This is a genomic window from Bifidobacterium magnum, assembly GCF_000741255.1.
GTDB lineage: Bacteria > Actinomycetota > Actinomycetes > Actinomycetales > Bifidobacteriaceae > Bifidobacterium > Bifidobacterium magnum.
This window is the reverse complement of the sequence record NZ_JGZB01000013.1, coordinates 17,956-43,046: the sequence shown is the minus strand read 5'-3', so window position 1 is coordinate 43,046 and position 25,091 is coordinate 17,956. Positions and strand designations below refer to the sequence as shown.

Annotated in this window: 25 protein-coding genes and 1 tRNA gene; 4 read left to right on the top strand and 22 right to left on the bottom strand. The window is 55.2% G+C overall.

What is annotated here, in order from left to right:
• The first annotated feature begins 99 nt into the window (after positions 1 to 99).
• A tRNA-Leu gene (locus BMAGN_RS07640) sits at positions 100 to 187 on the top strand.
• 571 nt (positions 188 to 758) lie between these two features.
• On the top strand, positions 759 to 1,286 hold the full coding sequence (locus BMAGN_RS07635) for a hypothetical protein (protein ID WP_022859526.1): 528 nt from the start codon (positions 759 to 761) through the stop codon (positions 1,284 to 1,286).
• Positions 1,287 to 1,801: 515 nt separating this feature from the next.
• Here BMAGN_RS07635 and BMAGN_RS07630 read toward each other — a convergent pair.
• A complete protein-coding gene (locus BMAGN_RS07630; protein WP_034250480.1) occupies positions 1,802 to 2,251 on the bottom strand; it encodes a Panacea domain-containing protein in 450 nt (149 codons plus the stop codon).
• Between the two features lie 116 nt (positions 2,252 to 2,367).
• Here BMAGN_RS07630 and BMAGN_RS07625 point away from each other — a divergent pair, with 116 nt between their 5' ends.
• Positions 2,368 to 2,817, top strand: coding sequence for a hypothetical protein (locus BMAGN_RS07625; protein ID WP_034250479.1), 450 nt, complete (start codon positions 2,368 to 2,370; stop codon positions 2,815 to 2,817).
• A gap of 156 nt (positions 2,818 to 2,973) precedes the next feature.
• Entirely contained in the window at positions 2,974 to 3,369 is a 396-nt protein-coding gene (locus tag BMAGN_RS07620) for a helix-turn-helix domain-containing protein (protein WP_022860294.1), read from the top strand.
• Positions 3,370 to 3,733: 364 nt separating this feature from the next.
• On the opposite strand, the gene BMAGN_RS08205 is transcribed toward BMAGN_RS07620, so the two are convergent.
• The 21 genes from BMAGN_RS08205 to BMAGN_RS07520 form a co-directional block, all read right to left on the bottom strand.
• Positions 3,734 to 4,108, bottom strand: coding sequence for a holin (locus BMAGN_RS08205; RefSeq protein ID WP_022860295.1), 375 nt, complete (start codon positions 4,106 to 4,108; stop codon positions 3,734 to 3,736).
• Between the two features lies 1 nt (position 4,109).
• Entirely contained in the window at positions 4,110 to 4,982 is an 873-nt protein-coding gene (locus tag BMAGN_RS08200) for a peptidoglycan recognition protein family protein (protein ID WP_022860296.1), read from the bottom strand.
• Positions 4,983 to 5,041: 59 nt separating this feature from the next.
• On the bottom strand, positions 5,042 to 5,443 hold the full coding sequence (locus tag BMAGN_RS07605; protein ID WP_034250476.1) for a hypothetical protein: 402 nt from the start codon (positions 5,441 to 5,443) through the stop codon (positions 5,042 to 5,044).
• A gap of 10 nt (positions 5,444 to 5,453) precedes the next feature.
• Entirely contained in the window at positions 5,454 to 5,987 is a 534-nt protein-coding gene (locus tag BMAGN_RS07600; protein ID WP_022860298.1) for a hypothetical protein, read from the bottom strand.
• A 111-nt stretch (positions 5,988 to 6,098) separates the two neighbouring features.
• Complete coding sequence (locus BMAGN_RS07595; protein WP_022860300.1) at positions 6,099 to 6,470, bottom strand: hypothetical protein; 372 nt, start codon at positions 6,468 to 6,470, stop codon at positions 6,099 to 6,101.
• Positions 6,467 to 6,595, bottom strand: coding sequence for a hypothetical protein (locus tag BMAGN_RS08625; protein ID WP_022860301.1), 129 nt, complete (start codon positions 6,593 to 6,595; stop codon positions 6,467 to 6,469). The genes BMAGN_RS07595 and BMAGN_RS08625 overlap by 4 nt, the downstream gene beginning before the upstream one ends.
• An 11-nt stretch (positions 6,596 to 6,606) precedes the next feature.
• Positions 6,607 to 10,155 (bottom strand): collagen-like triple helix repeat-containing protein, encoded by a 3,549-nt coding sequence (locus BMAGN_RS08620; RefSeq protein ID WP_026502135.1) that lies wholly within the window; start codon positions 10,153 to 10,155, stop codon positions 6,607 to 6,609.
• A 12-nt stretch (positions 10,156 to 10,167) separates the two neighbouring features.
• Positions 10,168 to 11,541 (bottom strand): hypothetical protein, encoded by a 1,374-nt coding sequence (locus tag BMAGN_RS07585; protein WP_022860303.1) that lies wholly within the window; start codon positions 11,539 to 11,541, stop codon positions 10,168 to 10,170.
• A gap of 13 nt (positions 11,542 to 11,554) precedes the next feature.
• Positions 11,555 to 12,517 (bottom strand): hypothetical protein, encoded by a 963-nt coding sequence (locus BMAGN_RS07580; RefSeq protein ID WP_022860304.1) that lies wholly within the window; start codon positions 12,515 to 12,517, stop codon positions 11,555 to 11,557.
• A 10-nt stretch (positions 12,518 to 12,527) separates the two neighbouring features.
• Positions 12,528 to 13,340, bottom strand: coding sequence for a hypothetical protein (locus BMAGN_RS07575; RefSeq protein ID WP_156095745.1), 813 nt, complete (start codon positions 13,338 to 13,340; stop codon positions 12,528 to 12,530).
• A gap of 144 nt (positions 13,341 to 13,484) precedes the next feature.
• Entirely contained in the window at positions 13,485 to 19,412 is a 5,928-nt protein-coding gene (locus BMAGN_RS07570) for a hypothetical protein (protein WP_022860306.1), read from the bottom strand.
• An 18-nt stretch (positions 19,413 to 19,430) separates the two neighbouring features.
• Positions 19,431 to 19,796, bottom strand: coding sequence for a hypothetical protein (locus tag BMAGN_RS07565; protein WP_022860307.1), 366 nt, complete (start codon positions 19,794 to 19,796; stop codon positions 19,431 to 19,433).
• A gap of 38 nt (positions 19,797 to 19,834) precedes the next feature.
• Entirely contained in the window at positions 19,835 to 20,260 is a 426-nt protein-coding gene (locus BMAGN_RS07970) for a hypothetical protein (protein ID WP_022860308.1), read from the bottom strand.
• A gap of 117 nt (positions 20,261 to 20,377) precedes the next feature.
• Positions 20,378 to 21,004 carry a phage tail tube protein gene (locus BMAGN_RS07555; RefSeq protein ID WP_026502137.1) on the bottom strand — a complete coding sequence of 209 codons (627 nt, stop codon included), beginning with the start codon at positions 21,002 to 21,004 and terminating at the stop codon, positions 20,378 to 20,380.
• Between the two features lie 83 nt (positions 21,005 to 21,087).
• Complete coding sequence (locus tag BMAGN_RS07550; protein WP_022860310.1) at positions 21,088 to 21,546, bottom strand: hypothetical protein; 459 nt, start codon at positions 21,544 to 21,546, stop codon at positions 21,088 to 21,090.
• A 7-nt stretch (positions 21,547 to 21,553) separates the two neighbouring features.
• Positions 21,554 to 21,907: a hypothetical protein gene (locus BMAGN_RS07545; protein ID WP_022860311.1), complete on the bottom strand. Its 354-nt coding sequence runs from the start codon at positions 21,905 to 21,907 to the stop codon at positions 21,554 to 21,556.
• The gene (locus BMAGN_RS07965; RefSeq protein WP_238548785.1) at positions 21,904 to 22,428 is read right to left on the bottom strand and encodes a hypothetical protein; all 525 of its coding nucleotides are present in this window, start codon (positions 22,426 to 22,428) and stop codon (positions 21,904 to 21,906) included. Before BMAGN_RS07965 ends, BMAGN_RS07545 begins: the two co-directional genes overlap by 4 nt.
• 5 nt (positions 22,429 to 22,433) lie before the next feature.
• Positions 22,434 to 22,868, bottom strand: coding sequence for a hypothetical protein (locus tag BMAGN_RS07535; protein ID WP_022860313.1), 435 nt, complete (start codon positions 22,866 to 22,868; stop codon positions 22,434 to 22,436).
• Between the two features lie 17 nt (positions 22,869 to 22,885).
• Complete coding sequence (locus tag BMAGN_RS07530; RefSeq protein WP_022860314.1) at positions 22,886 to 23,950, bottom strand: major capsid protein; 1,065 nt, start codon at positions 23,948 to 23,950, stop codon at positions 22,886 to 22,888.
• 68 nt (positions 23,951 to 24,018) lie between these two features.
• Positions 24,019 to 24,516: a K structural protein gene (locus tag BMAGN_RS07525; protein WP_022860315.1), complete on the bottom strand. Its 498-nt coding sequence runs from the start codon at positions 24,514 to 24,516 to the stop codon at positions 24,019 to 24,021.
• Between the two features lie 28 nt (positions 24,517 to 24,544).
• Entirely contained in the window at positions 24,545 to 25,084 is a 540-nt protein-coding gene (locus tag BMAGN_RS07520; RefSeq protein WP_022860316.1) for a hypothetical protein, read from the bottom strand.
• Positions 25,085 to 25,091: the final 7 nt, after the last annotated feature.

Below are 25,091 nucleotides of genomic sequence, written 5' to 3'. Positions count from 1 at the left end.
CTAGTTCACAAAACGCCAATTTTCTGCGCGACACGCCGAGGTTTGCATTATCGGGACAGGTCGCTTATAGTTTCATTTCGTTGCTTCGGCAACGCACCTGTCCGGGTGGCGGAATGGTAGACGCGCTAGCTTGAGGTGCTAGTGCCTATTTTATACAGGCGTGCGGGTTCAAGTCCCGCTCCGGACACTTTGGTTGCCCTTGTTTTCCGGCGTGTTGCGTTGGAAAACAAGGGTTTTTATTTTTTCACGCTCTCCCCTTTTTGCCCTATTTTGAACGTTTTTGAAATATTTTCTGGGCACGAACTGGGCACGGGACTCGTTTGTCCGGTTAACGGTTCCGGTTGGAACCGTATTCGACGGTTTATCGGCGTGTCGCGGCGTGTCGTTTCAAAAATTTTTTTGTCGGTCAAATTTCAGCGTCCATTGCCTGAGCGCTGGGAGCTGTTCCCCGCTTGCGTGGGAGCCAACTATTCGATTTCTTTTTGCTCTTTTTATTTCCTTGGCTGGAAGGCAAGGCCCCTTATATAAACCTATACTAACTAGTTCTATCTATATGTAGTTAGTTCTACCTAACTCACAGACTAGGTAGAACTTCATCATATGATGTAGTTATAACTAACTTGCGTAATGTAGTTCTACCTTGTATACTGAAGAATATAAAAAACCGGCTTCGCTAAATTTTCAGCGACAGCGAAGCCGGATAACTCACCAACTAGAAATAGCTGGTTTACCTATCGTAACACCTGAGGGAGCCAGCCATGAGCGAAAAGGACATGATCGTGGGATACAAGAACAGCGACCTTGTTTATGAACTGGCAAGCCAAGGAAAATTCATGCGGCCTAGGGGCAACTCGGTGTCCTTCGATCCGATGCAACTCTCACTCATGGAATACATGGCGTCCACCACTTACGATTTCCCGCCAACGCCAGACATGAAAGACCGTTTCCTTCCGGCTCGTTTATATGAGCGTGGTTGGGATCATGTCGCGGAACGGTTTGGCATGTGGCTTCCGGGCGGCGAAGAAGACTTCCAAATAATGAGGGAACCGGGCGGCATGGAACGTCTCTCGAAGAAGAAGATGAATGCCGCGCGTTGGCGTCTCGGTGCCACTTCCAAATGCCTTCAAGAAGCCGGTCTGATCAAATGCTTGAGGAAGGCTGATATCCATCGTGGCGTTCCCGCGAAGTGGCTGCTCATGCTTGGCGACGATGAAGAAAACCGTGCAGTAGAAGCTTGGGCGCGTAGATGTATCGCCCATAAGCTTGAATCTGATCGCAAGCCGTGACAGAAGCCGTTGATGCCATGATATTCGCCTACAAAACGCTATCAATGTCATCCAGCTCAAGCAGCTGGCGGACGTTTTAGGGGTCTACCCGCACGAAATCATCGAGATGGCCGAAGCCTTCGCGCGCCTCGCTTTTCGTCTTGCCGCGCGCCCCATGTGGAAACGCAAAAAGGCGCGGTTTTCAACGTCTTCAAGTGCGAGAAACGTTGGAACCGCGCCGATTTGAGAGCAATAACGTTAGGCTTTGCTCACATTGAAGATTGCAACGCAAGTAGATGAATCATGGCCAAGGTGAAGCTTGTGAAGGAGAATCATAATAATGCAAGTATCCTATTAATAAGAGTCAAGAATATATAAATATCTTATGAGGTAAGATATCATCACCTTTAAAAGTAATATTCCATGAATCTTTTTAATGGCAACACATATTTTTCTGCCTACACAAGGCACTTTCAATAACTATATTTCCTAGTATTTTGGGCCTCCATCGAATAGAGACCCAAAATACTAAAAAACTAAACAATAATCTTATTTACCTTGTAGTATTCACAGATATCTTGTTTAGGAATGACTATATTACAAGAATCATAGGGGCTGAGTCCTTTACGCGCATCTTTCCACGGATCCTCCATATGCGTGCGCTCACTCAGCTCGTTTCCTGTCAAATCACCTAGATATTTACAAATCCTTTCAATAGTTGTCTTCTCAACTCCATTTAGACGAGTAATATCCGGTTCACCTGCAAGTTCCCCATCATGAATTAGAAACATACCACGATGTCTATTAAAAAGTTCCGGAGCCACAGGCCCATTCTTCCAAGCTTCAAAATTCTCATCGAACAGAGGGGTTTCGTACAGACTTAGGTAAAGAGCTTGCGAATAATAAGTAAGCTTCTGCAGCTTCATTGTAGTCATAGTAGAACGTTGCTTAAGAATATATGCAGCGACATCAATAATCCTAGCCATATACCTCACCACCTTCCAGTAAAATGAGTATATTATAGTCTCATGACCCAGACATATGATTTATCTCACCCGCTTAGTCGAACACAGGCAAATTCCTCCAGCCATACGGATCAAAAATGACGTTGGATTCCATGCAGATGTGTCTGCTGCAATTCATGGCGCTTACCACATACGATTTCCCGCCGACCAAAGAAATCAAAGAACGCCACCTTCCGTGCCGCCTGTATGAGCGCGGATGGGAATACGCGGCGCGACAGTTCGGCATGTGGCTGCCGGGTGGCGAGGAAGTTCAAGAGATTTTCAAGGAAGGCGGGATGCAGCGTCTTTCTGAAAAGAACATGAAGAGCGCGATTCGACGGTTGAGCGTTACCGCAAAGAAGCTCGAAGAAGCCGGATTGATCAAATGCATCCGTAAGGCCGACATTCAGCGCAATATTCCCGCGAAGTGGCTGCTCATGCTTGGCGACGATGAAGAAAACCGTGCAGTAGAAGCTTGGGCGCGTAGATGTATCGCCCATAAGCTTGAATCTGATCGCAAGCCGTGGCAGAAGCCGTTGATGCCATGATATTCGCCTACAAAACGCTATCATTCCGGCCCGCAATACGATATAATAGAAGCTCAACCATTGAATGCGTCGATAAATAACAAACCCCGGCCAACCACCGGGGTTTTCACATACCAATACAATCAATGATGCAACCCGAAAGAAAGAAGAAGCATCATGAAACACACACCAGCCGCGTTCAAACTACAGCGCGAAACAGTCGGCTGCTCACAGCAACACTTGGCCGACCTGTTGGACATCGGCGTGCTGCAAATCAAACTATGGGAAAAACCGGACGGCAAACCCGCGCCCGACACCGCATGGCGACTATTGGAAGCGCTGATGATCGAACACGAAACGATGATCAGCACCGCGTTGGAACAAATCCATGAGCAAGGCTCGAAAGACCAGCCGATCACGCTCATGTACTACAGGGACAAAAACATGTTCGCCGCACAGCACCCCGTGGAAGACGCGGACGGATGGCAAATGGCAAACACCCGCATACGCGACATAGTGGCCCGTCTAACAGCCGAAGGATACGAAGTGAACATAGTTTATCCAACCGAGTGAGAACGCCCGTTACAACCGTTTTCCATGCTATACTGAAGCCACTGAGACAACTCAGTAGTCAAGTGGGACGCCACTATAAACGCAAAAAATCCCCCTGCACGCATAGCGCACAGGGGGATCACTTGACTTTTGTGGTTGAGAACACAATCTGATTTTAGCGGCGGCGACGCTTGCGCGAAGTCGTCTTCTTCTTCCTAGTCTTACAAGCCATACACTCCCCCTTCCCGCACGAAAATGATAAAAGTATCACATAGGGAACGTGTACAAGCCCGTTGAACGCCCGTTTACCGTCGCCTATGTGATACTTCTACCACATAGATTAAAAATACCCCCCCTGCCGCTCTTGGCTGCAACAGGGGGAAGCTTAAACGTAGTCGTCTAGGTGTTGGTCTGGTAGTTCGTCGCCGTCTTCGTCCACAAGGCGAGGATGCTCGTTGCGCGAGTCCGTGCACACACCCGTTTTCAGTTCCGTCAAGGTCTTGACGTGCCGCGCGTGCCCAATGGTTTCCTCACCGTCCAAAACTTCGGACAAAGGCGCGCCACTGTCAACTTCCGGCAAGCCAGCGATAGACGTGAGCAGACTCATGATGCCCGCCATGATCATCACAGAAATGACGTTCATCCAATCCACGTCCAACACGCCGATCAAACCAGTACCAAGCACAGCGAGTCCCGCCTGAGCCATCGTCTTGACGGCTCGAATGCCAGCGGCGGCAAGCCATTCAGAAATCAGATTCATTTCAAGCCTTCGGCGTGGCAGTAATCTGAATATCGATTTCGTCCAGCTTGTTCTTCACCGCGTCCTCGACAATCTTCGCAATGTCAGCCGGATTCGCGCCCACACTCTTCGCAAGAGCGTTCATGGCGGTCTCCATGGCCGTCACCTTCGTCTCGCACACAGCCACACGGTTCATGATGTTCGGGACACCATGATCACGAAGCCAGAAAGCATTCTGGCACGCGGGGCTAATCATGTCGCGGGCGACAGCGCCGGAAGGAAGCTTATGCAGCCAAACTTTATCAGCAGTAAGCTTCGCAATCTTTTCCATATCCTGAGTCGTTACCATGTCGTCGTCTCCTTGCTGTGTGTTGATGTTGGTTTTGCCGGCTTGCATGGCGTCGTACCATTCGCCGGCGCGCTTGAAATACGCGTCCCGCTGCGAGCCGGCTATGGACGCCGGGCATTCGGTCGCGCAAAAATCACGGTGGAAAAACACGTTTTTGCCGTACTGCGGTCGTCCCAGCTTGTAGTAGCGGCACAAGGCGGCGACCAAGTGCGCGCCATTATCCAAACATTTGTCGCTGATACGCCACGGGTTGCTGCTGATGTCTGCGTGCTCGATACCGATGCCCGTGTAGTTGGCTAATGCGTCGCCAGCATGCCACGCCGTGTCCGAATCGTAGACAAGCTGGCCGATACGGCCGTTCGAGTCCACCTGATAGTGGGCTGACGCTTCGCTGGTCTGCCACACATCCCAGCAGCCTTGAATCGACAGATTGCCGGCGTTGTGGTGCAGGATGATCTTGTCGATCTTATGCCCCGCGCGCCCAGCCGTATAGTGACGCGTAAGCAGCTTGACCTCGTCCGCGTCTAAGGTTTCCCAATTTTTCACACTAGGCTCTCCTTTTCTATAAGAAAGACCGCCCCAAAAGAGCGGTCTAGTACGTCCAATCATTTTTTTTCGAGCCTCTGCTGATAGTCAGCCTCAAGCTGGTGGAGTCTGATCTTTCCCGCACCATTACCGCCGAGAGCAAGATAGTGCTTGCCCGCCTCGATCAGGTGCTCGTGATCGACGCGCCCTTGCGGGCTGCTGAAAAGCATGTGCCGCAAGGAGCTGAGCTCGTGAGCGCGCAGATCAGTGCGCACAGACGCCAAGGTAGCGGTATTTTTTTCGATCTGCTCAGACAGTGCGCGCAAGTCTTTGCTATTAGTGAGTGACCGGCTGATCAGCTCATCAATCTCACTTTTGCGCACCATCTTCGATTTTCTTTCCGCATACCACTGGATCAGCTTCCACAAGCCTTCGCACCCGGCGACGCTGAGGATGATCGCTATGACTTCCGTCCCTGTCATAAGCACAGCTTCATCTGATTGCACACCGTATTGGCATAGTATCCCCGTCAAACCACGGGAACTGGAGCACGCCACGCTCGTACAGCTGCACGACCTCCTGATAATCTTCAGCCTTGCATACGATCAGCCGACGATAATTCGCAGTCCTACCCGCAGTGTTGGGCGCTTGGATACGCAGTCGTATGCGCGTAGGCTCACTCAACGCGAACGGCACTGTATACACGCCCTGACCACTGTCATAGCGAACGTTGGCCAGCTCGCGCTCCCTGCCATTATCATCTACTGCGATCACACGCAACACATCCAGCCGCTGCTCTTCACACACCACATGCGCGGCATACACGTACGAGCCAGCAGGCAACACACCCACATCGTAACGGCAGTATTTATCACTCAAGTCATTTATTGCAGTCAACAGGATATAAGCGTCAGTGGTACTATTCTCCACATACTCCATTTGCATATCATTCTCGCCCCTCTTAGGAATAAACCCGCTAGTAGACGCGGGCTTAGGATTGGGCATCAAATTACGCAGCGCGATCATGATTCCTCCTCACTAGCGTGTGCGAGGCGTTCGGTGAGCATACCGATGCGTGCCTCCAACAGTGCGATATCGCGGTTCGTGGCCAATGGCTCAATCTCCATGCTTACCTCCTTAATATTGCCAATCGTCGTCGGAAAGACGGCGCTTATAGTCGTCCGTGAGCTGTCGATACCTGAGCTTGCCGGCGCCGTTGCCGCCGACTTGCAGATACCTTTTACCGGCTTCCAGCATGTGCTCCTGCTGTGCGCGGGAATGCGGGCGCTTGAACAGTAGCTGCCTGAGTGTCAGAATCTCATGCTCTTTAAGGTCAGACTGCAATTCATGCAAGCTCTTGGTGTTGCGCCCGATCTGTTCGACCAGCTCATGCATCTCCTCACGCTTAACGGTGCGCGACCTACGCTCAAGCACCCACTGAACCGCCTTCCACAAAGCATCACAGCCCACCACAGCAACAACAATCGACACGATATCGGTACTCGTCATACAGTCTCCTGAGACTCGTCAGCGCGTAAAGCCTTGATCTGGGCTTCCAACACGGCGATACGCTTCGCCTGCTCGCCAATCTGACGCACAAGCGAATCCACCACATCTTCCACGCTAATATTCATTCGGCACCCCCTTAAACCGTACGAATTTCCTTACCGTCGATATACAAAGCACCAGCCTTGGGGCCGGTAGCAATCTTATGATTACCCGGCCAATCCAAAGACCAGCCGCCCGTAGAAATACTCAAACCAAAACCGCTCTTATGCTTGAGTTCGACAGCCGACGTACCAAGCGTCATCTTGCTGCCATCACGAGTCTGAATCAAAGCACCACCCGAACCAATACTGATCTTGCTGCCGTCACCAGCAGTAATGCTGATACCGCCAACACCCGAAACCACAGTTCCAGCAGCCGTCGTAAGACTGATACCGCCAACACCCGAAACCACAGTTCCAGCAGCCGTCGTAAGACTGATACCACCATCACCCATCTCAAGCGTGTTCCTCAACGTGTTCATGGTGATACCGTTACGGCCCATATCCAACCGAGTGTCCGACACGACCGTCACATCATCCTCGTTCACGTCCGCATACTTGCTCGTAAGCGACACAAAACCCGGATTAATGTCAAGCTTCGCCCAATTGTTCGGATTCTCGCCCGGCACCGTAATACCGTTCTTACGGAAAGACGTGAGCACGGTAGTCTCGTCCTCGTCCAAAATGTCAAGGCTCGTGGAAGAGGAAACGAGACCGCCGTGGACGTGAGCGCCTTCAAGCACACCGTTCGCGAAAATCGCGCCGTCCGTATACAGATACCCGGTTTCCGTATCAAGCAGCACGCTCGTTTTTCCGTCACGGTCGGTAGCCACCAAGCCGTCATCGACGAACTTCATACGCCCGTCAGTGGTTTGGATCGTCGCGCCCGTAATCGTCGTACCGCTAATCTCGCCACCGGACTGTATCGCACCATTGATCGACAGCTTCCACTCGCCATCAACCTTCGCATAAGACAACGAATCACCAAACACGAAACCGGAAGAGTTAAGCTTGCCAATCTGCCGCCCAGCATTATCCGTAAGCGTGAAATCCGCGCCAGTAATCGTACCGCCAGCAATCGCGGGCGTCGTGATACCACCGTTCACGATGCTCACATCATTGAACGTTGCGGAACCGCTTGCCGCGTTCATCGTGATCGTCGCACTACCCGAAGTGTCATACAGGTTGAAACCCGTATTGTTGATCACCAGACGGTCGTTCGACGTGCGGAACTCGCCGCCCTTGACAACCTTGCCATAGAGCGCTGTGGCGGCGATCGTGTCGGCCTGCACGCTACCCGCCTGAAGCTTCTCAGCACTCACACTGTTCGCCGCAAGCAAGTCTGTCACCACACTGCCGTTCACCAGAACGTCCTGCGCGTACAACGTGTGCGAAGCCCACTCGGAACCGTTCCAAATCCACATGTGCCTGATTTCATCGTCACACACATACAAATACGATTCCGAATTGTTAGGCTCGCCCGCCCACTCGGTGTAACACATGGTTTCCCACCACATGTCGCCCGGCTTGATCTTCGCCGCAACCTCAGGATCATTACGAGGATCACCCAGCTGAGCAAACACACGGTTCTTGCTATCAGCCGTCGTTTGAGCGCCCAACGCTTTCTGCTCGGCCGCAACAGCCTTCGCGTCAGCATTCGCCGCGTCCACCACAGCCTTGTCAGCCGTCGTCTGAGCCTGCTGAGCGGCAGTAGCGGCATTGGCGGCGGCAGTCGCCGCATCCACGGCCTGCTTGTCCGTCACCGCCACCCACGCGGAACCATTCCACCGTTTCGGCGTGTTCGCGCCACCAGTAGTATCAATCCACAAGGTAGTGTCCTTGCGCATTGCTTCGGACGGGGCAGTCGCCTGAATCAGCACGTCAGCCTTGCCGTTCGCAATCCCAGCAGCGCTAGCAGCCTGGCTTTTCGCTTCGTTCGCGCTAGTCGCCGCACTGGTAGCGGCCTGAGCGGCACTCACAGCCGTAGCGTTCGCCTGAGTAGCCGTAGCCGAAGCACCATCGGCAACACTCTTCGCGTCAGCCGACTCGCTCTTAGCAGCTTCAGCAGTCTGATTCGCCGTCTGAGCCAACGTATTCGCGTTCGTTGCCGTCTGCACCGCGTCCCTAGCGGCCGTCTCAGCGGCCTGAGAAGCCTTGTACGCGCTGGAAACCTGAACGGGCGTCCAACTATAGGAACCGTCCGTATAGTCCACTCTCGTCGCCGTATACAAGGTTTTCGCACGATCATATTCCGGTTCGGCGGTAACCCATCCCGAAGGCGGATTCTTCGTCGTCGGCTGTGAAGGCTCGCTAAGCGAGAGCATGTAGTAGTCGGTGACCGCGCTCACGCCCACGCCTTGAGCGCCAGTTTCACCCGTAGGGCCTTGCGGCCCCACGGCACCTTGTGGCCCCTGTGGCCCGGTCTCACCCTGCTCACCCTGCGGGCCTTGCACACCTTGCGGGCCAGTCACCGGCGTAGGAGAAGAATACGACACGTCCCCGTTCGCGCGGGTAATCTTCGTGCGCATCCACACCACCTGAGCGGCCGAAGGATTCGGCTGCACCGTATTCCAACCGGAAGAAGGAGCCGTCACATTGTCCGCGCCCACCGCATACTCGACTTGAGTTCCCGAAACAGAACCAAGAGCGGCAGTCTTCGCCGCATCAGCAGTAGCCACAGCAGCATCAGCAGAATCCTTCGCACTAGACGCCGTACTCGCCGCCTGAGACGCCATGGCCTGAGCAGCAGACGCCGTAGACTGAGCAGAAGCGGAAGCCGTAGCATTCGCCAAAATATCCTGCTTCGCCTGACTTACGTCAGACTGAACAGCGTCCAGCACACTCCCCTGATCGGCAACAGTCTTGTCAAGGTCAGCCATAGCCTTGTCAGCAGCCTGCTTATACTCGTCCAACTCGGCAGACTCGGCCGCAATCGCCTGAGCGTTCGCGTCAGCCTTATCATTCGCCTCCTGAGCCAACTGCTTGCCCGCTTCAACACCAGCAGTATTCGCGTCAATCTGCTGCTTATGCGCGGCAATCGTCGCGTTCACCACCGCAATCTGCTGCTTCGCCGCCGCATCAGCAGAAGCAAGCACCTGATCCGCCTTCGAATCCAACTCGTCCTGAGACACCAAAGGTTCAATCGTGACCACCACGGGGACAGTACGCTCGGAAATATTCGGATTCGGGCAACCATACTCGTCACACGCCAAATCAAACGCGACAGCATACACGGAAACCACCGTGCCCACCGGCGCGACAGCGCCCGTAAGCTCCCCGGCAGCCGACAAACTACCCACCGTAACCGGCTCGACCAAACCATCCCACGAAGCGTACACGGTGATATTGCTGAAATCGTCGGGTACTCCACCACCCAGAGTACCGTCCCAACGAACGATCAACACGCCGCGCCTACTGGACACCTCAACACCCGTAGGAACACCCGGAACAGTCGTGTCTCCAACCCACTGAGCCGAACCGACAACACCAGCGTCCGGGCCCGACAGCGACAAAGAACCATCCGCATTGCGCGTCGCAATCGTACCTGACGGTTTCGCACCCGCATTCCGCGCCGTATCCAACGCCTTCTGAGCCACCAGCAAGGCGACAGACTCACCATCGGGCGCAAGCTCATAATGCCTAGCCAACACAACCCCCTTTTACATCACCGGATCAGCAACCACATCAAACAACAGTTCGACTTTCGCGCTCTCATCACCAGTCATCTGCATCAAACGCATCGGATACACGCCGTCCGGCAAATCCGGGAACCCGTCAATAGCCACGTCAAACAGTTCGCCCGGCCAGAACGAACCCAGCGGATGCAACGGCAACCCCGAAGCGTCCACATCATCCGCCCAAATCTCGCCACGCACCTGCATGAGCGGACGGTTCGTCGCGTTCAGCAACGACTTCGCCTGACCATCCAACGTGCGGAAATCCTCCACATTATTGTTCGACAGCACGCTCTCACGAAGCGGCCACGGGTCTGCACGGCTCACCAGCGACAAATCCTGTTGAAATGCGCACAACGTCGCATCATCGGAACCCGCGCCAGTGGCGAACACGCGCATGTACGGGGCGGCGCGGTCAACCCGAATGTTCTCCAACGTGCCACCCCAAGGGCCGCTGCTCAAACTCAACCGGGTCTTCTGCAACAGGAACACGTCAGCGTCGGAACCCGCTTCGAACCGGAACCGTATATGCTGATCGTCGGCCAAATACGGCCTGAACTGCAAATCCGGCCCCTTGTCCTGATTGCTAATGCTTGTCAACAGTTCCGCGACGGAATGGGAAGACACGTCGAAATCACGGTAAATGCTACGGCCGTCCAAACGCGCCTTCGCCGCTTCCCACTGTTTCTCGGCGGCGTCCTTGCGTTTGTCATACGCTTCACGCTGCTCTTTGCTCATGTTGTCCGGCTGCTTGTCCGTCAAAATGGGAGGTTTGGGAGGCTCGTAAGTTTGACCGTCGTCCGGCAGCTGATGCGTGCCTTTTTCTCCGAGATATGGCAGATCGATTGGTAGCGCGCCGCCCGGCTTGCGTTTGATCGCCTGCTGCAAAATTTCGCAAGCGACCGCACGCCAACTCAAATTCTTGAACTCCCAAAACCCCGTGCTCGTATGGTTCGGCCCCGAAGCGAACTTCGGGTCTTCATGCACGAAAAACCTGTCCTCCAACAAGCCCATCATGCTGACGAACGGCATCTCCACATCGTTGCGGGTACTCGTGCGCACACCCAACGCGCCCGCCAACACGGGCACGCCAAGCGAATCGTCACCCTCCTGCTTCCAAAACAGCACTATCCCACGCTTGTAAGGCATCAGCATCGCCGCACGCGCTTCCGGCGTGGAAGCGTTGATTTGAGACCACGGGACTTGCAAGCCAGACACGTCGTCCACGCCAGTGCCCTTGTCACGGGTCGTTGAAAACGACGAGTCGGACACGCTCACAGACCAGCTGAACGCCGGAATGTCGATCTTCTGCCCCAACGCGCCCGTCACCGTGTCATACAAATACGCATTCCACACCACAAGCCCACCTCAGTTACCTTACAATCGTCGTCTTGCCAGCCACCGCGACACCAGCGTCATAAATCGTGAAACGGCGTCCCACCCACAAGTCTCCAGTACCGCCCGTAACACTCTGATCGTCCGAATAGTGGAACCACGGCCTCTCGCCGTTTTGGCGCCATGCACGGAGACGGAAAGTATGGGTGCCCGCCGGGCACTCGGCGATAAATTCATGCTCCTTCGTCTCCCAAGAGCCTTGAGCGATAAAATTGGCGCCAGAGTGGTCGATGTCTCTGCCGTCCAGCTGGAAGCAGAAAGCCCATTCGGTGCGCTTGGACTGGTCGCCCCAGTTCGTGTTGTACGCGCTCAGTGACGCGACCATACGCAAGCGGACAAGCCTTTTCGTCGGCACGGTAATCGTCACAGGCATTTCATAGTAATCTTTTTTCAAGGTGTCGGCACCCACCAAGTCGGCCTGCCACCAATACTCGCCCAACATTCCAAGGGAAGCGCCGTGAGGCACCGCGTACACGCCGTTCTCAACAGCCGTAGCGCTACTCGTGTTCGTCGCGTTAGCGGGCATACGGCGCGTACCCAACAGCAACGCGCCAGCCGGAATCGTAGGAGCCACAGGATTCGCACTAGCCGTACCCTGAGTGACACCCACCACCACAAAATTGTCAGCATCATTATGCTCGATCAGATTATGCGCACGAACCCACACCGCATCAATACGCGGATTCGTGGGATCACCAGCATCCACCTTCGGCGTCACACCACCCTCCCAATAGGAAATAGTGTTGCCGTCAGCCACACCAATCGACGTGACCGCCACACCAGCCGACACGTTATACGTAAGGTCGTTGCGGCCAGTAACCGCAAGACCAGTCATGATGCCCGTAGACGGGTACATAGCGGCCAAAACCTGACGGTGCGTGAGCGGCGTCACGCCATTGTCATTCAAATCCGGGCTCACGCCCAACGCGGTAGTAACCAATTTTTTCTCCTTACATGTACGTGTCACGAACCGTGACGTTCACGTAGCCGGTTCCGGTAGTACGAAGCACACAATTGACCATCCCGTCCGGCGGAACAGTCGGGAATCCGCGCGACACCAGCGTGCGCGACACGTCCAAACCGCCCACAGTGGCGGTACGAGACCGCGAATCCAACACCAGCGGCTCCCCATACACCGGTTGGGTACAGCGAAGCCACAGGTTCTCGCCCGGAAACACGATGTCAACACCATCCGGCATGTTCCCGTAGCAGGTAAAAACCGGGTAGGCGCGGGAAGAACCATGGTTCTCCACCAGACACGAGTTCGAACCGGCAGTGGGTTTCTGCACCGAATACGTCAACGGATAACGCAAGCCAAGCGTGCCCACAGTGGACAGATACAAGTAGCTTTCGCTATCATTCGGGGTGACGTCACACTCGGTAAAGTAGCCGGGCCCGTACATTAAGCCACCGCCACCGCCAGCAGACGCACGATGAGGAATCAACGAAAGAACCGACGGCGTATGCGCGACACGCTCAGGTCTCGCGCACACCACCGTCAAATCCCCCAACAAATACCCCTCATGCCACTCGCCCTCAGACACCGTGGACACCATGCCCACACACTCGGTATCAGTACGAGAATCCCTGATACGAAGCGTGACCTGACGGTGCGTGAACATCAACAAGCGACGCCACTGCTCCAACGTTTCGTCACGGTCACGGCCAGACGCGAACACACGAAGAGTGACGGTACGCGCCGCATACGCGACAGCCGAATCCGGCACATCATGCGCACCGTCACCATCACCCCGCTCAGTCAACGACACCTTCAAATCCGGCGTCGAATACCAGCCTGCACGCCCTCCTGTTCGATGTACATGCACGGGTCTGAAGCCGTATCGCCCTCCAAACGCAATGTCGGAATATTCGGCGCGGACAATTCAGCAAAACCGATCCTCAACTTTTCACCTTCCCACCATCGACGCCGTTCGAGCGGCGTTACGGTACAAAATCGCGGAAGCAACATGAAGGTCAGCGTCGGAACGCACAATCTTCTGGTCGAAATTCTGGGTGACATACGTGTCGCCCTTCTTCGCGCCGTCCGGCACTTCCACGTTGATGACGGGTGAAAGGTTGACTTCGAGTTTCACCGCGTCCGAAGAGACGCGCCCGCCCGTCGCGTAAGCGAACCGTTGAGACGCGGCACGACTCGAATACGATCCGGCGTTCGCGTTCAACGCTTGGTTGATGCTTCCCGTAGCGTTCAAAGCGTCAAGGAAACCCGTACCGTAAGCGGCATCAAGTTTCCTCACGGACGACGCCTTGAGCACCATTTCACCGTTGGACAGCCAGCGAGGAATGGAATCGGACGTGGACGTACCCGGCCCGTAGATACGGCCACCGTTCGCTTCGCCTTCACCGTCACCGCCACCGAAGATTTTCTTCGTGACACGCTGCACCACGTCGATGAACGCCGTCGCCACGGTCTTGCCTTTAAACGCACTCACCGAACGTGTGAACGGACTCGTGTTCGCGTCCACATCGATTGTTGACTGGCCAAGCGTCTTACCCGCACGAGCGTTCTTTGCCGCATCAAACGACGACGTGATTGCACCCAACGGAATATTCGACAACGCGAACTGTTGACCGGCACGACTGTTCTTGTCCACGTCAAACAATCCCGGCAACGCGCCAAGAGGAATGTTCGACAACGCGAACAGTTGGCCGGCACGACTGTTCTTGTCAGCGTCAAACAATCCGGCAAGAGCAGCCAACGGGATAAACGCCGACAAGAACGTTTGACCGGCACGCGAATCCCTGTCGAAATCGAACAAGCCAGCAAGAGCGGCAAGAGGAATGAATGATTCGAAGAACGATTGGCCGGAACGCTCCTGCACCCCCGAATCAAACGGTTCCGTGTTGGCATCCACAGGAATCGTCACCTCGCCACTCTCGGCTTCTTCCTTCTTCTGGAACAAAGTGCCGTCAAACAGTTCCGGGTTAGCGTCCAAAGACACCTTGAACGTCGCGCCCTCGGCTTCATTGCGCTTCTCCTCAAGCGTGGAATCAAACGCAATCGGATCAGCGTCAACCGGAACCTTGGCCGGTTCCTTCTCGGCTTCCTTCTTCACCTCGTCGGTCTTCTGCTTCGCCTTGTCGGTATCCGCATCAACCTCGACCTTCGCCGGGTCTTTCTCGGCTTCCTTCTTGGCCAGTTCCACCCCATCCTTGAACAGTTGGATGGAACCGTCATCTTTGACCTTCAAAGTGATGCCTTGGCCTTCAAGCTCCTTCTTCAAGCCTTCCACGTTCTCGAAGATGCTGACGCCATCAACCTCGGCGGGAATCTTGACGCCCGTTTCCTCAAGCTTCTTCTTCAACGCTTCCGTCTCGACCATGGCCGGTTTACCGTCAGAGTTGATCACGACCGTGTACTTGCCCTCGGTAGCCTTCTGCACCGCCTGCATGATCTCTTCGGGAGTCTTGCCCTCCATAACCATTTTCAGAATTATGGAACGCAAATCCTCACGCTGACCAGCCGGGAACAAAATGCTCATCGTCTCAACATACTGAGCCAACAACGCCTTGCTCTCAGCAACCTCAAGGTCAACCTTCGTCTTGATGTGATCCGGCGTCGTCAACAGCTGATCAACATACGCTTTAGCCGTCTCACTATTGCCCGTCAACGCGGTAGCCTGATCAATCAACGTGTTGCGAAGAGTCGTATAACGTTCATTCAAAGCGTCAGCGGACATGCCCTGAGCAGCCGAAGCGTCCAACCATTCGTTAGCGGACAACACCAGCGAATCAATCGTGGAAGCGGCAAGACGGCCCGCGCTAGTCGTCAAATCAAACGACTTCGCCTGATCGTTCCAAACACGCTGCCCGTAGGAAGCCATCTGGTTGACCGACTCGATTGCGCTCTTCGTAGAATCCAACGCTTCATAGTAGGAAGCTTCGGCGTGCGTCGCGTTGCGGATCGTGTTGACGCCCTTGTTCAAAATCTGGTTCTTAAGCTCAAGGGCTTTCGCTGAAGCATTCTGCTTCAACGCTTCACCGCCAGCAACCTCCATGAGCGTGCGCATACCCACGTTCATGTTCGCATACGTGCGGATCGTCTTCTCGGAAACACCGTTCAACTTGGCGGTATCCATGGCCGTCGCGACCATTTCCTCCCTCACCAAGCCCGTTGTTTCCGTCAGCTTCTTCTGGGCATTCGACAACTTGTTGTACTTGTTTCGGGCGTTTTCCGCGTCCTTGCTGCTCTTGTCCAACACGCTAGCGGACGCCGCCTTCTTCAACTCCTCGAAATTGTCCTTCGCCTTCGACACCGCGCCATTGACACGGTTCTGAACCTTCGTGTAATCCGAACCGCCATTAATGATCGCGTCCGTCAACTCGGTGGAAGACACGCCAAACTCCTTGGCGGCTTCCTCGGCGGTCTTGAACTCGTCAGTGACACCGTTCAACCATCCGCCAAGCCCCTCGGCACGACCATACTCGTTCGAAGACCAAATGCCCGACAGTTCGTCACGAAGCGACGACACGACGCTAGCGGAATCCTCAACATCCGTGGCGAGACGGCGCATTGAATCAGCCAGCGACATGTTCGCGGACTCGGTAGCCTGAGCCTTGTGCTGGTAGTCGCCAATCGCGGCAGCAATCGCCGCGAACGCGGCGGTCACGCCCACGCCAACAGGCCCACCGAACGCGGACAGCAAACTTGAACCGAACGACTTGGCGACACCCGCCGCATTCGACAGTTTCGCCTTCAAACCAACAACCGAAGTGCCCACACCGTCAACAGAGGAACGGGCCTGACCAAACGAACTCACCACGTCAGCGCCGTTCAACTTCGCCATAGCCACCGCCAGCGTGCTGAACTTCACTTTCGCCTGATCCGCGCTCATACCCAAAGACGCCATGGTCTTCTGGTACTGGAGCGTGTCCTGAATGTTCGTGAGCATCGACGTTTTCAACGTCGTCATGGCCGTGGACGCCGCCCTACCGAACGTCGCCCAAATCGCAATACCACCCTTCAACGAATCCGGCAGCGCGTTGAACGCATCAGCAACAGCGCCAGCAGTCTTCGCCAAACCCTGAAGCAGCGGCGAAGCGGTACGAATCGCGGCGGCAAGCGTGTTGCCGAACGTGCGGGCAAGCTTGCCCACCATCGTCAACAACTCGTTGATCACATGCGAATTGTCGCCCAGCGCGTCAAACATCGCCGTCAAACTCTCGGCAGTACCAGTCGCGAACGTGCGCAAACCAGACTCGGAACCCTTGATCACACGGCTCAAATTCTTGCCGAACGAAGCAATCACCTCGCCCGAACTGACCATCACCTGACCAATGGTTTCCCGCACCGTATACAGCGCGTCACCCATCGAACTGAACGAGTCACGCACCGTGTCCTTCGTGACCAGCGCGGCAGCAGACCACGTTTTCAACGTCTCTTGAAAACGGACGCTATTAACCGCGTCAGCCACATTGCCCACCGCGTGCGAGAACTGTTCAATACCGTTCTGGTTGATCGCGATAGCCGAATACAAGCCAGAGAAAATGCTGATCACCGACTTGACGGTGTTCTTCAAATACCCAGCCTGTTCAATGACCTGTTCAAGAGCGTCCTCAACCGCGCCAGTCTCACGCGCACGGTTCACCCAGTCAGCCCAGCCGGACGCCAAATCGCTAACATAGCGGGCGGCACGCGGCAGATACTGGCTCGACAAGTCACTAAGGTTCAAGAACGCGGCAACCATGTGTTCAAGGCCCGGCGACAGTTCCCTGACCGCCAGATTCGTGTTATCCATGATCGTCGCCAGATAGCCCGCGTCATGGGCGGCAGTGGCCACACCAACAAGATTGGCGATAACCTCGCTCTCGGCGTCAGCCAAATCCAACAACGCCGGTTGAAGTTCAGCGCCAACCGTGTTCAAAAACTCGACGGTAGCGGGAAGAGCCTTGCCCTTGAACGCTTCATCAAGCTTGTCGCCAAACCCCGTAAACGCCGTTTCCGCGTCCTGCAAATCATTCTTGAACGCTTTGAACGAGTACATGGCCACACCAACAGCGGCACCCACACCCATCAAAGCGGCGGGAGCGGCCAACGCAACCTTGCTCATCGACACCAAAGACGAACCGACACCCAGAATCGAACCCGACAAGTTCAACGCGCCAGCAGACAAAGAAGCCAACACCGTGCCCACAGCAGCAATACGCGGCACCGTGCGGTCAAGATTGTCAAACGCATTCACCAGCGAATCAAACTTGTTCTGAACGCCCGCCAAACCGGTTGCACCATACGTGACACCGTTCAACAGCTTGCCCAGCTGAGTGTCACGCACCTTCGCGAAAATCTCGACCGTGCGCGGACGGGTCAAATACGCCAAATGCGCGGAAGCGAGCTTCGACTGCAAATCAACATCAAGCTCAAACTCCTCGTGCCGATCCTTCCAACGGCGCAACTCGCGGGAAGCCTCGTCAAGGTCAGCGCCAATCTGAAGCTCACCACGCCAATCAGACCAATCCTTGTCCGGGTTCAACTTGACCTTCTGTTCAAGGTCACGAAGCTGCTTGATCGCATTGTCATACGTCAAGTTCACTTCAGCCGGAACATCCAAATGCGCCGCGTTCAAACGCGCCTGAGCACGCTCAATCGACTCGCGCACACCCGAAATCTCATCCAAACGAGCCTGAAGTTCAAGGGGCTTGCTCAGCTTGTCAATACCCTTGTCAATGCTCTGCATCTGCTTGTCGAACTGCTTGTAGCTGTCCGTCAACAGTTTCACATCACGGGCCGCGTTCAAACGTCCCGAATGAAGCTCCTTCTGCAAGAAGTTGATGTCGTTCAAACGGTTGCTCACGTCAGCGACAAGCTTCTGATACTGCTTGTCCGTCGTGCCCATGGGGAACATGTCACGAATCGCCTTCTTCGCGCCGTTCGCACGCTTCTCCATGCCCGCAAGCTGATCAAGAGCCTTCTCACGCGCTTCCCACACGCGCACCTCTTGAGCTTCGTTCGACTTCAACTGTGCGGTATAGTCGCGCAAACTCTTACGCGCCGACTTCAACGAATCCTCAGTGTTCGCCACAGCCTTCGCGTAACGCGCCTGCTGCTTCTGAGCGGCCTTCAACTTCTGGGTAGCAACATCATACAGCTTGCCGTCCTCAGACGCCGTAAGCTTCGACTGTTCCTTCTCCAGACGGCGGAACTCACGGAACGCCGAATTCCTCTCATTCTTCGCGTTCCTCAAACTCGTCGTAACCTGATCAATCTGGGAGCGGACAGACTGAAGCTCATTACGCGCATCATCCGACTTGCGGTAACGAAGCTCATCACGGGTCTTCTTCAAATCCTTCAGACGCTCATTGAGCGAATCAACCTGACGGCCCGCTTCCAAATACTTGCGCTCAGCATCATCCAAACCGGCCTTACGCGCCCTCGAAGCCTGCTCATTGACCTTCCGCGCCTTCTCCTCGGCGGCGACAAGCTCCTCCACATGCGACGTGACCTGCTGATAATCGGCCTGCTGCTTCTTCAACTGGTCGGACATGGAAGCGATATACTTCTGCAACGCCTTCTGCTTCGCTTCCACACCATGCAAATCAAAATCGGGACGAATCGGCTCCTCGGCAGCTTCACGAAGCTTCTTCTGCTGAGCCAAATACGCGCGGGCCGAGTTCGGATCGGTCTTGAAATTGACCGGAACGTCAACCTCACGCCCCTCCCAACGCCGGTACGTCGCATACGCCGCGTTATCGTCAGCATCAAAATTGACAGGGAGCGTAATGTCGCCGTACTTCGCCAGCTTCCGGCGCAACTCGGCACCGAAACCACGAGTATCAGGACGAATATTGATACCAACTTCACCGGCAGTGTACAAAACCATCACGCTCTCCTTGCCAGACTAGCCGCCGAAAAAGTCGCGGGCGTTCTCAAACGTCGCGGCCTTCACCACCGGCCCTTCTTCTCCATCACTCATGCTGGGCGGTAAAATCGGATGGAACTCCACCCGCTTGCCGTGTTCGTCCACCAGCATCGACGTGGCCAAACGGCCAACCCAATTGTTAATCTCCATCAACAAGCCCGTGTTCTGGGAATAGCCATAGAACGACAAACGCCGCGACTCGTCCCCAGCCGGTTCGCCCACATCGGTGTCCGGGTCGGGATGGGCCATCACCCACGCGCGGTACAAGCCGCCCTCATAACCAGCCAACCCCACCATCAAGTTGAACAAGAACGTGCCGTCCTCAGTGTCGAAGGCGTCAGGCAAGTTCAACCCGTAAAAACGGCGGAAATCAGCAGTCAGCTCTACTCGGCATTTCCTGTACGTGTCGAGGAGAGAGCGGATTTTCCCAGTTCAATCTTGTAGAACGCGCACAGCGTCAAATACGCGGCCGCAAGGTCGGCGGCGGGCTTGCCCTCAGCCCAACGCTCATACGCCTTCTTGTCCTTCACGATCTTCGTAAAGAATTCGTCGGCAACCTCCACCACATAGCCCATGCGGATCGCCTGCTGAACCGGCTCCTTCTCAATGTCAAGCTTCGCGAGCGTGTCCTCAACCACCGTTTCCAACACAAGGAAATCAGCGGACTGCTTCGGCTTCAACTTGCCCGGAACAACCATCATCGGGAAACCCTCCAACACCGGGGTTTTCTCGATCAGCTCTTCCAACGTGGCCGGAAACTCGCCGCCCGTGTTCTCAACATTCTCAACGTTTTCAATATTTTCAGTCATCGTTTCACGCCTATCCTTGAAACCAAATCGCCTACCTAGTCCAAAGTGAAGGGAATCCCGCCCGCACGGATAGGCGCGTGCGAGCGGGACAATCTAAAAGAGGGGTTACGCCTGAGCTCAAACGGCGGGAGCCGCCTTAAAATCTTCCGGGGAGAAAATGCAGTAACCGCCAAGTTCACCGTTCGGCCCCTTCGGAAGCGTATCGGTGCTCTTCACGACAGCTTGGAAGCTGATCTCGATGAAATCCTCACCAGAAAAATCAAGCGTGTCGTAAGAGAAATCGGTTTCCGGCAGATACATGCCGAAGCTCAGCTTGTCCGTATCGTCGTAAGCGAGAATGAACAGAGCGGTCTGCTGCACCTCGGAATCGATCGGCACAACCACGCCGCCGCCCGAAGTGTTGTCCCAGCCGCCCGTAATCTTCTTGATCGTCGCCTTGTCAACCTGAGCGGAAGCGCCCGACACGGTAAGCGTGGAAGGCTCCTTCTTCGTCTTAGCGGAAGAAGACAGCCACGTAGCCATGCTCGTAGTGTCGCCGCCCTCCTTCGAGAAGCTTAGACGGTTCGAATTGGACGTGTGGCCAAGATTCTCCCACTTGGCGCCCTCCAGATCGGGACTAACCTCAATCTCTCCCGCGTTCAACAGGAACTTGGACACGCCGCCAGTCGGCAGCGCCGTACCAGCGGGAGCCGTAAACAGCGTTCCACGCGCCGCCTGCATCAAAGCCTTGTTATTGATAGCCATAATCATTCCCTCCTAAAGGAACAGGTAAAACAAAAACCCTCCCCGACATCGGGAAGGGCCTGAATAAATAGAAGTGACTGAAATTAATAAGGGTCTCTGGCAGTAAACGTCACGTCGAATGCGTACTCGCTCACGCTCTTGCCAGCGTTCTCCTTCGCGTCCGAAAAACGGCGGGGCGCATCAATATCCACAATCTTGCCCAACGATCCAGCATCAGTACCCTCTTCCAAAGGCCAATGCTTCACACGCCGGTACAAGTCGCGGGCCAACACGTCCACACCATTGCCCGTAGCGCCAAGGACGGTGAAAGACACCGTGAACTTCCAGAACATGCGGTTGATCTGCTGTGGCGACGTGACCTGAAACAGGATCACACGCCCTTGGTCGGCCATGGCGGTCGTATCCAAATCCATATACGTATACAAGCTCACATCCTCGAAGCCTTCGCACGGGTACGTGCGTTCAACCAAGTCGAAAATGAGCTGTTCCGCGTCGATTGCATCCCTCACATCAATCGCGAGAGTTTCGAAAATATTGTCCATCAAAACCTCACAACTTCAACGAGGACGCCACTTCGGGCATCACATGCATACCGCGCAAATACCGTTTCGCCCAATAGTTCACGTAGCCGAACTCAAGATGAGACGCGACTTCCGTTCCACGACGGCCAGTAACGGAAAGAACGATCTGGTGATGCCAGCCAGTCATGCGCGACTCCACATGCACGTTGTCGGCAAGATTGGCACCAACCACCGTTCCCACCGTGGGGTCAGCGGCCTTCGCCAGCACAGCGGCACGAAGCTTAGCCGCGCCCTTCTCTGCAAGCTCGCCCGTCAATTCGGGGCCGAACATGATCGCAATGTCACGTCCGACATTCTCATTGATTTTCACGTAACCCATCATCGTCCCCCTACTGTTTCAACCCATGCGGGTTCCGGTATGCCGCCGTCACGAACCATGCCGCCCACAACCACACGACGGCAACGCACCTCGTAATGGTTGGACAGTTTCGAACCTGAAGGACGGTATACGGGAGAACCGTCAGTGTCGTACCAGTCGCCCTTGTACCAGACACGCGAATGAATGTCGCCCGGCCACTGTCGCGCAATGATCTGCAAAGGAGTGACCTCCTGCAAACCGCCGCCCTCCTGGCCGGAAGGACTCTTGTCCTCAGCGCCGGAAATGGAAAACATGCCCGCTTGCTGGGCGCGGCCTTCCACAGAGCAAATCACCTTGACGGGATCGCCGCTCTGCACATACTTGCCGCCGTGAGCGGTCTGCACCACCTTGCGGGGAACAACCACCACATAGTCGGAATCAAACAACTGTTCCGGCCCCTTGCAATCCAAATCCACGCCGTCATACAGGAAACCCCCGCCAAGTTCGGCGGGGGAAACACCATCGTACAACCGTGACAAATCCATACGCATCACATCCCGTACATGCGATCAAGTCCGGTATGAACCGTACCCATCGGGCCGTGACCGTCCAAGTATCCCTGCAACAAGGTTTTCTCCCTCTTGCTTAAATACAAGTTCGGTGACGCATCCTTGCCCGGATCGTTCGGCAACGGGTCGGCGTTCGTGTACGTGTACGTGCCGTTTGACTCGGACTTGAACCGCCTGTAACGGACAACCCTGAGCACCATCATGCAGCACACGTAAGCGAACGTTTCCTCACTGAGCGTTCCATCGTCTAAACGGGTTTGCGCTTCGAACGCTTCCGTCAGCGCCATGCGAGACGCGATACGGCACATCGCGCACACCCATTCCACCGGGTAGCGTTCCGTGAACAAATCCGGGTCGTCCAACGCATAAATGCGCATCCACTCAACCCAGTCAATCTGATCGACATTCACCGCCATACCGCGTCACCCCCTTGTCAGAGCACAGAAGCCTTGGCCGTAGAAACAGCTTCCTGAAGAACCGGCATCATAGTGCCGTTCGCCCACAGGTCGTAAGACACAGGAGCGTCATGGCGAAGCATCGCGCCCACCATGCCATCATTCACGCTCTTGTTAATACCGTAATCGCCGGAAGCTGCTTCAGCGGTCGGGCCGGAAGCAGTGAAACCAAGGTCGGTATCCATGTAAGCCGGGAACATGACGAACGTACCGTCCGGGATGGCCGTGGACATGTCAAGCGGAACACTGAAACCGTTATTGGTTTCAATCTCCTGATACATTTCGTCAATCATGCGCACATCGTATACGCCGATACCGGCCAGAACCTCCATCACCTGCTGGACAGTAAGCTTCGGCATGGAATCCGTGAGCGCACGCTGGGTATACGTGGTGATCATTTCCTCGTTGGTACGAAGAGCGTCAATCACCTTGCTCGTCGTCAGCACAGCAGCCGGACGACGGCCACGATTGTTCACAATCAGCTTGATCCACGTTTCAATATCCGTGACAGGCGTAGCGCCAGCGGCGTTCCACTTCTTCTTCGGCGTGATCGCGGACAAGTCTTCCGGACGGTCAAACGTGTACTGGACTTGAAGGCCGTTCTCCTTCTCCAGCGTGATCTTCGCATCCATCAGCGCGGCGACACGGGCAAGCTCGATACGCATAGCGGCCTGCTGGCCAAGCTTCTCGAACAGACCCTCGGCCTTGTCACGAACCCACTTCGGATCATCGTTATGCGCAATCACATCCTTTTCCGTGATATGCGACATCTTCGACAGCGGCAGCAAATCCATGTACTGTTCACCGGATGTCACCTCGGTGTCCATGTGGCCCGCTTCGGCGTCCCAAGCACGGAACACCATGGTCTCCATCGGCTTCACCGGCACCACAGAATGCCAGTTCACCACTTCCTTGCCCTCGTTGGACACCACCGGGAACACCTTGCTCATCGGCAGCAAACCGTTCACGAAATCAAAACCCGCCTGCACAATTCCAGTTGCTTCGGCGGGATTCATAATGTCTTTTACCAGAGTCCCACTCATTTAAAACACTCCTCACAAATAAAAACCCGCCAAGGCGGGCACAACGTCAAACAAAAGAAAAGAAGGGGTCAGGCCCCAGCTCCGGCGGCGGGAGCGGCAGACAGGTACGTGACCACATCGTCCTCCACGTCGTAGAAATCGCCACCCCACACGGCGTCGTCATCGACGGCAACCGGAAGGTTCGCCTTCACAATGTCGCCGCGATAGCGCATACCAACGTTCGGGTCAGCAACATCCCAGCCCGCCAGCGTGATATTCACCTCGATCATCGACTCCAGCAGACCGGCAATCTTCTCCTGACGGCCATCAGAGGCCTCCGGATCATACGGGCCGTACTCGCCGGAAGCCGTAATCTTCGCCAGCGGAATGCCGGAACGCAAATACACGGTCGTCGCCTTGTCGGACACGCCCGTCAGATACTCGTCCTTCTTCTCTTTCGCGGCGTTCTCAAACAGCGACATGTCAAGCGTCACCGAAACGGTTCCGTCCTGCATGTTGCCAAAACGCCAAGAATTGTTTTCCTCCACGGTCGTCAAACCAGTGGAGTGAACCATCTCCTGCACCATGTTTCCTCCTTGGAAATCGTTGAATCAACTATTTCTTCACTTGACGCTGACGCTGACGTTCCATCGCCCGCTTGTACGCGGATTCACGGCTCGTCGGGTCAGCGGGTTTACCAGCGGAATTGTCGGAACGCGCCAGTTTCTCGGACAAATGCTGAGAATCCCCATACGGTTCCTTCTTTTCCGGTTCCGCCGTGACAACGGGAGCAGCAGCCATGCCGGTTCCAACCCCGAACGTCTTGACCACACGTTCCGCCCACGAAGCAATCGCTTCGGGATCGGATTCCGTGCAAAACTCGAACATCTCGTCAGTCAACGCGGGATGCGTCTTCTGAGCGCGTAGAATCGCTGACTCGCGACGCGCCTTCTGAAGCTCGGCGGTCTGCTCGTCAAACGACGTTTGCAGCTTGCCCAGCTTCGCGTTCAGGCTCTTCTCACGATCCTCATGCTTGCGCGACAGCGCTTTCCAATCAGGCCCGCTCGTCCGCTCTTCCTCGACAGGTGCGGTTTCCATGTCGGCAACCGGCGTTTCCTCGGACTCCATGACGGGTTCCGTGTTTTCAGTAGGCATCGTGCCC